Annotated in this window: 7 protein-coding genes and 1 pseudogene; 6 read left to right on the plus strand and 2 right to left on the minus strand. The window is 54.2% G+C overall.

Translation table 11 applies throughout. The features are described 5' to 3' along the window. Positions 1–193: 193 nt before the first annotated feature. Entirely contained in the window at positions 194–736 is a 543-nt protein-coding gene (locus WC600_03725; GenBank protein MFA4901835.1) for a cytochrome-c peroxidase, read from the plus strand. A 287-nt stretch (positions 737–1,023) separates the two neighbouring features. Here WC600_03725 and WC600_03730 read toward each other — a convergent pair whose 3' ends face one another. Next, complete coding sequence (locus WC600_03730) at positions 1,024–1,299, minus strand: YHS domain-containing protein (GenBank protein MFA4901836.1); 276 nt, start codon at positions 1,297–1,299, stop codon at positions 1,024–1,026. A 947-nt stretch (positions 1,300–2,246) separates the two neighbouring features. Beyond that, positions 2,247–2,410 (minus strand): annotated as a pseudogene (locus tag WC600_03735) (ISNCY family transposase). A gap of 191 nt (positions 2,411–2,601) precedes the next feature. Here WC600_03735 and WC600_03740 point away from each other — a divergent pair. Genes WC600_03740 through brxL form a run of 5 tightly spaced genes read left to right on the plus strand, consistent with a single transcriptional unit; the run spans position 2,602 to position 14,144 of the window. Further along, positions 2,602–4,023 carry a hypothetical protein gene (locus WC600_03740; GenBank protein MFA4901837.1) on the plus strand — a complete coding sequence of 474 codons (1,422 nt, stop codon included), beginning with the start codon at positions 2,602–2,604 and terminating at the stop codon, positions 4,021–4,023. Next, positions 4,016–6,376 (plus strand): phosphoadenosine phosphosulfate reductase family protein, encoded by a 2,361-nt coding sequence (locus WC600_03745; protein MFA4901838.1) that lies wholly within the window; start codon positions 4,016–4,018, stop codon positions 6,374–6,376. The genes WC600_03740 and WC600_03745 overlap by 8 nt, the downstream gene beginning before the upstream one ends. Positions 6,377–6,400: 24 nt before the next feature. Next, positions 6,401–10,555 (plus strand): hypothetical protein, encoded by a 4,155-nt coding sequence (locus WC600_03750; GenBank protein MFA4901839.1) that lies wholly within the window; start codon positions 6,401–6,403, stop codon positions 10,553–10,555. A gap of 4 nt (positions 10,556–10,559) precedes the next feature. Further along, entirely contained in the window at positions 10,560–12,668 is a 2,109-nt protein-coding gene (gene pglZ / locus WC600_03755; GenBank protein ID MFA4901840.1) for a BREX-4 system phosphatase PglZ, read from the plus strand. Positions 12,669–12,689: 21 nt separating this feature from the next. Beyond that, positions 12,690–14,144: a BREX system Lon protease-like protein BrxL gene (brxL, locus tag WC600_03760; protein ID MFA4901841.1), complete on the plus strand. Its 1,455-nt coding sequence runs from the start codon at positions 12,690–12,692 to the stop codon at positions 14,142–14,144. Positions 14,145–14,735: the final 591 nt, after the last annotated feature.

The following is a 14,735-nucleotide window of genomic DNA, read 5'->3' on the forward strand; positions in this document are numbered from 1 at the left end:
TGAATAACTTTTAAAATATTTGGCATACTTTTTATGCTGGCTCTCCTATCAAGCCTGACATCTTTCCTGGTGCTTCTTGCGAAATGCCATTGACTAATAAACTTTTCCCCAAGATCAAAATATTCTTTCGAGCTACTTGGAACTCATGGCAAGGTTTTTCCCTCAAAAGTGCCGATGGCGTAGGAGACTTTGGGTGGCGCTGGCGGATGCCGCGCTGATCTGCACCGCTTTAGGGGTGTGTCTAGGCGCGAGTCAGGGATCGGAAACTGCGTTTCCCGGGACGCCGCAGCCAGTCCCCTCAAAACCGCCGCCGATCCCCGCCTCGGGTCCGTTGGCCCAGCCCCGATCCTTCAAGCAGGTTGGCACCCCGGTCCAGCAAACCCTTGCGGAGATCCCCCCGGACAATCCCCAAACCCCTGAGAAAATCGCCCTCGGAGAGAAGCTTTTCTTCGATGGCCGACTATCGGCAGACGCTACCGTGGCCTGCGCCACCTGCCATAATCCGGCTCTCGCCTTCACCGACGGCAGGCCAACATCAATGGGTTTCAAGGGTCGAGTGGGTCAACGCAATGCCCCCACCGTGATGAACGCCTTTTACAATAAGGCCCAGTTCTGGGACGGCCGGGCAAAGACGCTGGAGGATCAGGCAGCCCTCCCCATCGTCAATCCCAGTGAAATGGGCCAGCCCAGCCTGGACGCCGCGCGCCCTGTCCCGGACCGTTCGGCCACAGCGTGACGCCGCCAGGGCGTTCGGCCCGAAACCGCCCCAGCCCAAGCCTCCAAGCTTCTGATGGCGAGCCCGCCAGGGTCTTTGCAGTGTTCCTCTGGAAGGGACCGACTGCAAGGACAAAGCTGCGAAACGCCTCCCGGTCAAAACACGTCGGGATAGATCAAGGGCCTATCCCTCTTTTTTTGGGAGATGAAACTGGCGGGGCTGAACGAGAGGTGGGAGGGCAATCAAGTTTTTGGGGGCGCAGTTCATGGACCGGCCCCTGGCTTGGTCAGGTAATGTCTAAGGAAAGGTCACTTTTTCTCGGCGCCACCGGGGCTGGGTTCGAGAGAGACCCCTTGTTCCTCCAGCTTTTTCATGTACTTTTCCGGGTCTTTCATGAACTCCTTATCGCAGCCCTTGCAACAGAAGTAGATGCGTTTGCCCTTATAGTCGGCATAGACCTCTTTGTCGATGTTTCCAGCCAGCACCGGACAGACCGTTTGGGGCTTGGCTTCGGCGGCCCAGACGCTTCCAGCGGCAAAGGCCGCCAGGGTCAGGGCCAGGGTCAAGGCTTTGAAGACTTTCACGAGACTCTCCTTCTAAGGTTTTCACGGGTTCACATTCTATGGTTAAAATTGTGTTCATGAATGGTCTGCTTGTCAAGGTTTGAAAGGGGATAAATGTCGATAGTGCAAAGGCCAATTTGGCCTTAGTTTTTGGTGGAGATTTAGGGATGAGTTTTCCACCAATGATTTGGGCGATCATCGGAGCATCCCCACCTGCCCGATTATTGATAATGAGGGTTACCAGAACACTTTTTTCGATGGCACCCTTGATAGTATCCACGGTTTCCAAAAGGTGTGGGATTTAGTGACGGACAATGCCGCGCTCCCTTCGAGGGCCACGTCGCTGAAGTCAAGGGCGTAGCCATTACGTCTGATGGCCATACAGTCGTCTCCGGTTCCTGGGACCAGAGACTGAGGGCATGGGATATAGGAATCGGAAAGTGCCATTCCACCTACGAAGGGCAAAACGACAGAGTTAGGAGGGCTTGATTTCACTGGAGCCGGCAGGGGGGTCGAACCCCCGGCCTGCTGATTACGAATCAAACCCTTTGAGCTTCACAACCTCCTCATTTTTTGGCAACTTATTGATTGTGCAAGGCTTATCAATTCTACATTTTGGTCGATTTTCCACCCATTGGCTGATTTTGGAGCCATTTTCTCACACAAAGTCTCACACAGGAAATTCCCCAGCCCCTTAATTCTTTTTTTGACCATTGATTCGCTCGCCTTTAGCATACCACTGATCCTTTCACAAAATCATTTGACCGGTCACTACAAACGGCACTATGATGAAAATAACCCAACAAGGCTCATTGCGATTTGGAATCTCAGCTCGCATTGATTTTGATCCGATAACCACAAAAGACCCGCCGCTACGGAGGTCCTCTGGAAGCGACCACAATACCAGCTATAGATTTTCGTAATCAATCATGGGTGCGGCCTCTTTCCCTCATCGAATTTGTTCAACAATCAGCGGGATTGCCCATTGTGACCATACAGTCCAATATCAGGCCGGAGTGGCTACCACTCAGAAAGATCTTATGGCCATACTGGGTGTCCCGCTGGCCTTTGACAATTACATCGGTGTGGCACTTAAAGAAGGAGCCACCTTCTCGCCGGCGGGCATCCGCTCTGCCGTCAGGCCGCTGCGCCCGGGTCCGTAGTTCAAATTAAAAAGCCTCTTGCTGAAATTGATACAAAAACCAAGAAAGGGATAAGGGTCAGGGCCTTAGAGTGGTTTCCAGTGTCACGGAGTCGAAAAGATAGCCTTGTTGATTTGCATGGTCTGGAGCCATGTTGGCTGACCCATGAATGGAGGGCGGTATGACGACTGCTGAGCTTTTGGTGGCATTGGCGCGGGAATGCCCCAATGGCGTGTCGTTCAATCCGATGGCGGTGCGGCTGTTACGGCAGAAAGTCCCGCTTGAGGATTGGCAGATCGAAGACCTGAAAGGCACGATGTTCCAATTGGGGAGCGGGCTATGGTTTTCCCGCGAGATGATTTCAGACGATGAGTCCCAGTTGGCGCTCGAAGGGCAGGCGATGGAATGGCTAAATGAATATGGTTGCTTTTCGGTCGAACGGTTGTTTGAAGACTTTTGCGGTGTTCTCCGCTATATTGACACGCCGGAAGTTTGCGCTGCCTTTCTGCGGCATTTAGGGTTCCCAGTGGCAGCGTGGGGAAAGGTGGGTCATTTCTGTTCCCTGCCCTCGCCTGATCTGGATGATAGTCTGGCGGCAATCTCAGAAACGATTGTTGGATGGCTTGAAGCAACAGACGGCACGTTGGCCTTTCATGAGATCGAACAGGCGATGCCGCAGCTAACCGTCGAGGCATTAGAGAACATTCGCGTGCACTTCCTGCCGGGAGTCCATGAGGCGGAAATCGGGGGGGTATCCTGCTGGCGCAGCGCAAACGCGGTTTCCCTGCCGGAGGATTTCTCGGAGAAAGTGACAACCGTCGTCGATACGCTGGTTGCGCTGGATGAGAAAGTGTCCGCTGCAAAAATTGAGTTCGCCTTGAATTTGTTCTACCGCATCCGTTTACGCGAGGAATATGGCCTTTTGGATAACGACATCTTCATGCGCGTCTGCGCGAAACACTATCAAGGCGGGCACGACGTCTTTCCAAATACGAAGAAACCCTCCGGAAGAGCAAATCACTTGTCCGTGATGGGCAGGCGTGTGCGTAGTCCGAATACACGCTTCCGTAACCTTGGTGTACCGATTGGCGCGGAACTCGTTTTCACAAAAGCCCCCCATATCTCTTGTGTTGTGCTGGATGACTTAAATCAAGTGGAATATGCTGGAAAGGCATGGGCCATTTCGGCTTTAGCGATTCACTTGTTGGGGGTGTCTTCTGCAAATGGTTTTTGTCATTTTAGCTACGAGGGCGAAATATTGTGGGATCGACGATTGCGGTTGGAGCGGGCGGACAACCAGGACGAATATCAGGCAGCGGAGATGTCGCCGCCCGATAGAGTACAGGAAGTGGAAAACGGAATCATCGGCATCGAGGGACAGCCGTTATCGCCATCGACTTGGCGGTTGTTTAGAAGTGCCGGCACCAATCCGCGAGTAGCGGAGTGGGCGAGACGCGTCGAAAACGGAGAAAGGGTGAAACAAATTGCGTGGGAGTCGGGGTATGCTGTTTCCACAATGAAAGGCATGATTTCAAATTACCACTTGTATTTTAAGGTCTGCCAACTGAACGGTATCGCGCCGGAGGGTGGCGCGAATGTATAACTTCGAATGGGACAAACAGACGGGTGGCTATCGGTTGACAACACAGACCGGGAAGTTTGTAGCCTGCGAAATCCGCCCGGTCTTCGCGGAGGAACTATCGCTCACGGGGTTAGCGGTGCGGTTGGCGTTTGATCCGGCAGAGCGGCGTCCGCTGCTCTGGGCGAAGCAGAACGTTTATCTATATCGAGGCGAAGAAATCGCGAGGCTTCATAAGACACGTTACGGCAAGCCGCTGGACATCGAATGGAAGGGTGTATTGTGGGAGAACCAAGGTTCGCCCGAAGGTGCAAAGTCACGAAGAAAACTGAAGCTGGTTCCAGTTGATGTCGGGGCGCTGGTGGCCAAAAACCATGACATCATAGCCGCGCTGGTGGCGGATACGCTCAAGCGCATCAAGGAGATGTACGACGCTTACGCGGGAAAATGCGACGCGATCTATATCGGCTTCAGCGGCGGCAAGGACTCGGTGGTTCTGCTCGACCTTTGCCATAAGGTCCTGCCGCTGGACGTACCGGTTGTTTTCAGTGATACGGATATGGAACTGCCGGATACCTACTACGTTTGGGAAGAAATCCAAAGCCGCTACGAAGGCCGCACGTTTTTGAAGGTCTCTGCCAAGACCCCGGCATTGGAAAATTGGCGACTCTTCGGGCCGCCGTCGCAAGTACTGCGTTGGTGCTGTTCCGTCCACAAAACTACTCCCGCAATATTAGCGTTCAAGGAAAGGCTCGGAAAAAGGTCAATCAGGACACTGGCATTCATCGGTGTACGTGGTGAGGAGAGTCTACGGCGTTCTGGATACGACGATATTGGAGATGGTTTGAAAAGCCAATCGCAGGTGAATGCCATGCCAATTTTGGCGTGGTCCGCGCATGAACTGTGGCCTTACATTTTTGAGCATTATCTGGTTCTGAACGAGGCGTACCGAAAAGGGTTACCCCGTGTGGGATGTCTGATGTGTCCGATGTCAACCGACCGTCAGAATGATTTGATACGGATGAATTATCATGAGGCAGTCGCGCCGTTTGCTGAGGCGGTGCGCGATACGATTGATCGCGAGTTTTCTTCTGAAGAAGATGCGGATGCGTTCATTTACGAAGGCGGCTGGTATGCGCGGAAAAGCGGCGTATCCTTGAAACAACTCATTGCGGAACCAGGAGTTGAACGCAAAAGCGACCGAGTGATTTGTGAATTTCCGATTGAAGCAGAGCCTGCCTTGAAGGAATGGCTCAAAACGATTGGTGAGATTAAAGGCACGGACTTGTCTCTTTGTGAGGACGGTCAGAGAGGTTTGCTTCAATGTGTCTGGAAAAACGGAAAAGCCGATAAGTCCGTTTCCAAGTGGCTGACATACACCATTCACAAGGCTATTGCCTGCATAGGATGCAACGCTTGTGAGGCGGAATGTCCGACAGGCGCGTTGCGTTTGGAAAAAGATACTTACAGCGGCAACGTGAAGGTCATTATTGATGAAGGAACCTGCGTTCATTGCATGAGGTGTTATGCGCCTGACGAGGGCTGCTGGCGGTATTACTCAAAACGATATGCAGGAGCAAAGACGATGAACATCAGCGGTATTAACAAATACATGACTTTTGGACTGAAACCGGAATGGATTGAAGTTTTGGCAAACGAAGGTGCGAATTTCCGTCAGACAACTGCGCTGGGTAATCGGATGGTTCCAGCAGCCGTGACGTGGTTCCGAGAGGCGGGGTTGATTGGAGATTCAACGGCTATAACCGCAACATTGCTTTTAGAAGTTGGGAAGAAACGCGGTTTCAGCGATTTTCTGCTTTGGCAGTTACTGTGGTTTCGTCTGGCAAACACTTCTCCTTTGGTGAAATGGTATGTCTGCAATACAGATATTGACACGGGATACCCGATGAAGCGGATTGATGAAATGCTAGCGCAATCTGTTGGTTCGGCATCGGTGAGGAAGGGCGCGTTGCAGTCGCTTTGCCAACTGGTTAAGGCTTCTCCGCTTAGCGAAGGTGATAGGGCGTTGGTTGAAACAGAAATGAAAGGGAGAGCCGTTGAAAAGCTTACCCGACGTTCACATTCGGTGGACCCGCTGGTAGTTCTTTATGGGCTTTATGTGATGGCGGAGAAGTCTGGTCGTGGTGTATTCACGGTACGGCAGATGATGGCGGCGGAGTTTGACGGGGAGGTTGTGTCGCCCTTGGTGGTGTTCGGCATCGCACCAGAAGAGTTCACGAAACAGTGCATGGGATTGGCGGCGTTATATCCAGACTATGTCGCGTGCAGCTTCACGCTGGGGCTTGACGAGGTGCGGGTATTCCCTGAAACGAAGTGCCGGGACGATGTAGTGGCTCTGATTTTCGAAAAGCATTGAACCAGATTTTGGAGGTGCGGGAAAATGACTTTTTACAAAGACTATTTCGGGATCAGACCGGATTACGCTCCAATCATGACGCGTGCGAACATTGATAAAAGTCCCGAAACCTGGCTGGCGTTTTACCCCCACGACTCGTTTTTGGAGATTTTGCGGGAGTTGCTTAAGAGCCTAAACGGCGGAAAAAAGACGCCCTGGATCACCGGTGCCTACGGCACCGGCAAGAGCCATGCGTCCTTAGTGTTGCAAAAACTGTTCACCGACGACGAAGCGCGCGTCCAGAAATGGCTCGATTTGCGCAAGGCGCAGATACCGGACCCCGTGCGGAAAGGGGTACTGGAACGGCGCGGCGAAAAGACGCTCGTCGTTTATGACGTGAACTCGGATGGCGTGGACGCGAAGAATCAATTTTTAATGCGCTTGCAGCGTGGTATTACGAAGGCTCTGAAAGCGGGAGGCTACACAATTCCGCTGAAAGGCAAGCTGGATGAGGTCATTGAGCGCATCCGGCAGGATGAGCCGCACTTCTTCGCAAAGCGAGACGAGATGCAGGCTCGGCTCTCGCACCTGAACGCGGGCATCAAAAAGGCAGATGAGTTGGAGAAAAGACTGCGGGATGCGAATCAGGAGGCGGGTCTGGTCAGCGATGCGATGCTGGTGCTGGAGGCGCGACACATCTATCTGGGTTCGAGCGCGGAAGAATTTCTGGCGTGGGTGGACGCATCACTGAACGCGAACGGATTTTCCAAGCTGGTCTATATATGGGACGAGTTCTCGGCGTTCATGGAACGCAACCGCGCGGAATTAAAGACGTTGGAACAGTTGGCGGAGGCTGCACAGCAGGGGCGGTTTTATTTTGTGCCGGTGACGCACACGGATATTTCGTCGTATGTGGCGGCAGGCTCTGAAAGCGCGAAGAAAGCGAACGACCGTTTCACGTTCAAGCGGCTTGACCTACCGAACGAGACCGCGCTGAAACTGGCGGCAGACGCCTTCGTTGTTAAACCGGAGAAGGCAGCGGAGTGGAGGCAAGAGCGCGACGTACTTTGGCACAGCGTGAACGGCGTGGCTGAAAACTATATGGCTAACCACAAGACGGGCATCGATGCGGCGGATTTCAAGGGTATCCTGCCAATGCACCCGATGGCGGCGTTCCTGCTGAAGCATCTATCGGTGGCAATCGGATCAAACCAGCGAAGTATGTTCGAGTTCCTGAATGGCGAGGAGTTCAGGGCGTTCATTGATAAGGGCGGGCTGGACATTCCCGATTATCAACTCCTGACGGTGGATCATCTGTGGCGGTATTTCGTGGAACGGGATGATCTGGGGACGGGGCAAGCCGTGCAGGAAGCGCGGGCGGAGTACTCTAGACGCGAAAAGGATTTGCAGCCGGATGAACGGCGCGTGTTCAAGGCGGTGTTGCTGTTTGGCTTGATCGAACAGATGCAGGGAACGGGGCATCCGCTGTTGAGCGCGACGGTGGAAAATATCCTACGCAGTTTCGAGGGGGACGGCGCTTTGCAGGGCGTGGATGCGATTCTACGCAATCTGGAGCAGAAGCATTGTTTCGCGATTGTTAACGGGCGTTGCGAACGGTTCCGTGACCGCTCGGACACGAAAGAGATCGAGGAGAAGAAAGCGGCGTTGGATGGCAAGTTTGGCGATCTCGTACTGAAAGACACTGAGACGGAGCTGGTTAAACAACTGAAGGGTGTCAACTACGGCAGTCGTTTTGATGTGCGCGCGGCGGGTGTCGGCGGTCTTTCGGCATCAAGCATTGCGAGACGCGAGTCTTTTAGTGCGATAGGGAACCGAGTGCTTGTGCAGTTCATTCTGGCGCGGGACCAGCAGGAACAATTGCGCATTCCCGACAAGGCAAGGGAATTGGCGAAACAGTTCAAAGACCACCGGATGCTGTTCGTGACGCTGCCGGAAGTCAACTTCTGCCGCGACAACGCTAAGGCATGGAATGAATTCGTCGAGAACCGCGCCCGCCTCGCATTGGCAAGCGACAGCGCGAGCAAGAAGGTGTTCGAGACGCAGGTTAACAGTGCCAAGGCGGCGTGGCATTCCAAAGTAACGACCGCTGCCAAACTCATCGTGTACAAACCTAATCCAAACGGGGAGCCGTTCGCTGAGGAAGTGACGTGGGGACAGTTGAAAAAGGACTGGCTCACCGGCTATGCAAAACAGACGTTCGGGGCATATACGGATGATCTTTGCGGCTTCAACATCAGCGCGTTCGCCGCGCCGACCGCCTTGCAGAGTTGGGCGCTGGCGGGCATGGAGTTCGACAGGTTTGCGAAGCCAGGCGCGTGGAAGACCGTGGTGGCGACGTGGCAGAAGAACGGCGTTACTGGCGAGGAAACATGGTTCGATTCAAATCCGAACCATCCATTGACGCAATTACGGGATTTCTGCAAGAAGCGCCAGGATAATACGGTGGGTGCGGGCAATACCTGCTCCATACGCAAACTCTACATCGACTTGCAGCGTCCGCCGTTCGGACTGCTGTGTGTGCCGCATTCGGCCTTCGTGCTGGGCTTTGTGCTGAAAACATGGTTGACCGGACAGCGCAAACTGCAATGGACGGATGGCGTGACAAGCAAGGCGCTGGACGCAGCGGCGCTGGCGGAAATCATCGAGGCGGTGGTGAAAGACGACGGCGCCAATGCCATCAGGAACGAGAAACTGATCTGCCGCCTATCGAAAGAGGAAAAGGCGTTCATCGAACAAAGTAGCATAATTTTTGAAAGTAGTCCCCTTGAGGACGGAACGGTAGAGGCGGCGTTGAACGCGGTCGGGACACGGCTGGAACAGATTTCACAACGCGTTCCGCTGTGGGTGCTGCCGGAGCATATCCGCGCGCAAGCCGAGCCGAGCGCGGAGGCGATGGGCAAAGTTATCGATGCGCTGTGCGCGGCGAACAGCATCAGTTCCAAAGGCAACACCGAGACTCGCGGGAATAAGGTGAAGGAGATTGGCGAGATGCTGCTGGCGATGCCGGGGCTGGCAGAGGCGATGGCCAAGTATATGACGTCGGTGGTGTTTGAAGAGGCATTCCAGCGGTATGTCGATAGCGCCAAACCGGAGTTGAAAGCGGCGGCGCAACGATTGGGTGATCCGTCGCACATCTATTGCAAAGCGGTCAAAAACCGTTTTGCGGCGACGAGCGGCTGGCTGTGGAAACGTGGCGACACCGAGTCCGTACTGGAAGAGGTTTACCGGCAGAGGCTGTGCGCTGAGCATATCCGCAGGCTGGCTGGCTCATCGGGCTACATGAGCTTCGAGGATGCCATGAACCGCTTGAGCAATGCGGTGCTGGGCGAGAATAAGGTGCCGACAGAGTTCTGGGCGAAGAAACATCCGGCGTTGCAGCGGTTCTTTGAATTACTCAGCAGGCTGCCGTTGTCCGGTGATGACGTGAAAGCCTTTGAAGAGATTCTAAAGCAGCAAGACGGGGTTATCCGCGGGGTGTTCTTCGACGTGACGCAAGCGCGGCAACTGAATGCGATGCGGGAAATTTTCGGAGAGATCTGGCCGATGGCGGTCGAGGAAGCCCGCGAGCTTTACAACGCCTTCCCGCCGGATTCGGCGAGAGCCGATGAGCAGAGTTTTAAGGCGCAAGGGCGCGGTAAGATCGAAGAATACAGCCGGACGCTGGTTTCCAAGCAGGTGGCGACGCTGTGGAGCGAACGCACAGGGACGGAGTCGCCTGACGAATGGAGCCGCAAACACGCGCTGCCCGCCGAATGCGTTTTGGCCGTGGACGATGCCAAGAGCATAGTCGATGCGGTCGTGAATCCGGGAGGGGTGTCGGCGGAACGATTACAGTTTGTGCATGACGAACTTGAAAAAAAGGGTGCATTTGTGGATGTGGCCACAGCGGGTGAAAAATTCCTCAAACGGGTGCTGCCAGCGCGTTACCAGAAAATCGGGTTCAGTGTCGGTGAACTGAGCGATTGGTTGTACAGAAAATTGGGTGATGGACCGGGCCAATGGCTGACGGACGGAGGGCTTCGTGAAGCGGTCGAGGCGTTCGTCAAGCAGGGATATGACACTCATGCGCGGAAGCAGGCTGCGGAAAAGGTGAATATTCTTTCCGATACCGAGGCGAAGATACTGCTACTGAAGCTGATTGATCAAATCCCCGATGCAGGGCTTTGGGTGCTGGAGTAATACCATGACACTGAACGAGTATTGCGAATACATCAGGAATCCACTCGCGGAGGCGAAGGCGCGGGTGGTGATCGTGCCTCCAGGAGAAAGCTGGACGGCGTTACGCCGGTTCTGCCAAGAACGCGGCGACTTTGAGGTGCGTTTGAGCGATCTTGTGAGGGAAAGCGCGTGGCTCCCAATGCCTGACGAACTCTTCGGGCGGGTACGCGATGCGATGACAGCACAGAAGACAAGCGGTAAGGCTGTGGTATTGCTGGGAATGCCCGGCTATCTTGCGTTGTTGAAGGACGAGAACCAACAGGCTGCGATTTCCGCTTTACGCCAATGGGCGGACAATACGTCTGGGCGGGAAGCGGTCTGCTTTTTGCGGAGCGATGACAGCACGGACTTGCTATTAAAGGATGTTTTCGCAAATCCTCGCTACCGCCAGGGAAAGCAACTGATTGAAATTGATGCCGAACAGGTCGTTCCTCAGTTCGAGGCGGGGTATACGGAGGTGATGCTGGTCGGGGACGATTTGGCATCCTTCATTCCGGAAGCGTGTGACACATTTCAGAAGTATTTGAGATATACCGAGGAGCATCCGAACGACAGCTCTGTCCGGCGGATTGTTGTTGCCTCGGAAGGACGGAAATTGGCGGGGCTCAGAGCCGAGGTGCGGCAGGTGGTGTGTCTGAGGGATTTCGCTCGCGTGTTTTACGACGTAGTAGATGCGGGATTGTCCGAAGATGCTTTGCGGTGGATGTGTGAGCGGGGTAAAGAAGGTGCAGGAAAAACACTGACGGTAACTCTCAAGACGCTATTTTTCCCAGAAGGTGGAGTCGCAAAGCGCGTCTTGTGTGTGTTTGACCGGCGCAAGGATAAGGAACGCGAGGCGGTACTGTGGCTGTTTAAAAATGTCGCATCCAAGGGAAGTTACCTTGAGTGTGTTGCAAGGCAAGAGGGAGTTCTTGTCGGCAACTTCCGCTCCGCATACGTCACGGGAGCGGCGGATTTTCTGGATGAAGCAGGGGTGTATGCTGGCGAACGCAGGGATGCTATACGGGAAGCGGACGTTAGAATGTCCGACGCGGACATCCGGCAGTTCATCGCGCGATGCGCAGACGAATCGACGTCGCGAGTTGCGCCATGGTTGAATTGTGGGACGGACGCGGAGCGGGCGGAATTACTGCGGCGCTGCGTTGTGGACGGCATTGTGTCAAACGCCGTAAAAGTTGTGTATCCAGAAGCGGCAACGTATTTGAACGCAGATTTGTTTTTCGGAGACGAGGCACTGGAGGAGTACTTCAGAGAATACCGAGAATTGAAAATGGTTGGCCGCGTGACGCCAGAGTTCTACGAGAGGGCGCAGGTGGTGGTTGCTCCGAGTTCGGTGCAATCGCGGGACGTGATGGTGCAACGGTATGCTTCGGACAACGGGTGCGCCTTGCTAGTGGTGGACGCGATGGGCGCGGAGTGGCTGCCGATGTTGGTGGCGCTGGCGCGGGAACGGAATATAGGCGTGGATTCGATTGAGGTCGGTGAGGTACATTTGCCAACAACAACGCGCTTCAACAACATCCATTGGCCAGACGTCGCGCGGCGGTTGCCGGACATCAAGCGCTTTGACAATATCGCGCACAATGGCGTGGAGGCGCATGAGGCTCGGAGCGCGGAGGAAAATCTGGCTGCGGCGCTGGATGTGATCGGCGGCGAGGTGTTGCAGCGTGTAGCGGAGGGGCTGGTATGGTTTGAAAGAGTACTTGTCACAGCCGACCACGGGAGTTCGCGGCTAGCGGTGTTGGCGTGGCAATCCGAACCGAGGCTGGCGCAGACCCTTGTCTGTGAGGCTGGCGCGGAAGTCTCCGATTGGCGCTACCGTGAACGGGCGGCGCAAGGCGGATGTCCGCCGGAACTGGAGGAAACCTTGGACGGCAGGCATTGGGTGGTACGCGGGTATAACCGGCTGCCCAAGAAGGGCGGCGGACAGGGCTTTGAGCTTCACGGCGGGGCGACGCTGGAGGAGCGACTGGTTCCAGTTGTGATTTTTTCGAGGACAGGACAGTTTGTGCCTAAGGCCAAGACCGTTGGTAAACGTGCGCAGATTGTTGAGAAAGACGACTTTGATCTGTAGTTTAAAACAGGGCAATCAACCATGGTCGATACTAAAAAATTGCGGGCGGCATTCCCGGACACGACGGTCTTCAAGGATCCGAACATCGTGGCGATCTTCAAGGCGGCGTCGATACCGTCGTTTTTGCGGGATTGGATTCTGAAGCGCAAAGCGGAGTCTGACGGTAGAATCCACGATGCTGAGGCTTTACGAAAATACATTTACGAAATCATCCCGCGCCGGGAAAATTTGCTGGAATTGAAGGACGCGGCGCGAAGTGAGGGGCACACGAAGAAGTTTCTGGCCAAAATTGAAATCCAATTTAACGTGCGGTCCGACGAGTACACGTTTGCGATTCCGGAATTGGGGATGGGGCATACTGAAACGCTGATCGAGGATTATGTCTGGGAGCGGATCAAAGAAGAAGTTGTAAAAACGGCTGGGGGCTGGGGACTGGTACAACTGGGGTTTCGCAGCCCGGACGGCGAGAATCCGCGAGGATGTTTCACGCTCTTGGAGTACAAGAATTTCTGTCCGTACACGATTGATCTGGACGCCTATAGAGAGGCTCGCAGTCAGTTTAATATTGAGGAGTGGATCGACGTTTTGCTGGGAGCGATTGATTACAACCCGGCAGGATACGAAGATTGGGTACAGAAACACATGGTGCTGACGCGCCTACTGCCGTTCATCGAACCGCGACTGAATCTGGTGGAACTGGCCCCCAAGGGCACGGGCAAGTCGTATCTGTTCGGGCGGGTAGGGAAATACGGGTGGCTGGTCAGCGGGGGGACGCTGACGCGGGCGAAAATGTTCGGCGACATTAATGGAAAGAGCCCCGGTCTGATCGCGTCGAACGACTTTGTAGCGCTGGACGAAATTCAGTCGATCAACTTCCACGACCCGAGCGAGATGCAGGGCGGGCTTAAAGCCTACATGGAAAGCGGGGAGATAACGGTCGGCAAGAATCGTATCATTGGCGGGGCTGGTGTGATCCTGCTGGGGAACATCCCGCAAACAGAGATGGACGAAACCAAAGACATGTTTCAGAAGCTGCCGAAAGTGTTTCATGAGTCGGCATTACTGGATCGGTTTCACGGTTTTATCCGAGGGCGCGACATCCCGCGCATGAATGAAAACCTGAAAATCAACGGTTGGGCGCTGAACACAGAGTATTTTTCAGAAATCATGCATCTGCTGCGCCAGCCGGCAGAAACACTGATTTACCGGCATGTCGTTGAAAGGCTGGTGGACTATCCTCCCGAGGCGGACACCCGCGACACGGAAGCGGTTTTACGGTTGTGCACGGCCTACCTTAAATTGCTGTTTCCGCATGTCACAAAGCCGGACAGCATCGACAAGTGGGAGTTCAAACGATACAGTCTGCGTCCCGCCGTGCAGATGCGCACCGTGATCCGGCAGCAGTTGCAGAAGATAGACCCACTTGAATACGGAGGGAAGAACGTAGCCGCATACACGTTACGCGAGATAGAATAATGAGCGGAGTAAAACTAATCAATTGTGCCTATTGCGGCAAAGAGAAGCTTTCCAAGAATGACATTGGACTTAATAAGAAACTCATCCATCCGCAGATTGAACGGATGAGGTGTCTGACGTGCATGGCTGAATATTTCGAGACTACGGAAGAGGAAATGAAAGAGATGATCGAAAGATTTAAGCGGCAAGGCTGTGGGTTATTCTTGTGAGGCAGGGGTGGAAAACGGGGTAGCGCCGCAGCCGTGCGAAATTTTACGCTAAGCTAAGTATTGTGCGCAATGTTTATCTTTGTAAGTAGCTAAAATACGTGACCGGCCTTTTGCCTGTTCCCTTGGATTCCAACCGTAATCGGCCCCTGTTCCGGCCAAAAACAATCCACACAATAAGAAATGTGAGCATTGTTCACCCCGAAAATGCCGTATTGTGCCCATTGTTTGGGGCTCTTAACGAAGGAAGGATCGACGTTCGCGGAATGATTTAAACCGGGTGAAGGCGCCGGCGACCAGGTCTCTTTCCCACGGAACTCTGGCCAAAATGTCGAAAAGGTATTATAGGGCAGGTTTTCGAATCCGGAGAAAAGCCGTTTCAATT

Source organism: Desulfobaccales bacterium (assembly GCA_041648175.1).
Lineage (GTDB): Bacteria > Desulfobacterota > Desulfobaccia > Desulfobaccales > 0-14-0-80-60-11 > 0-14-0-80-60-11.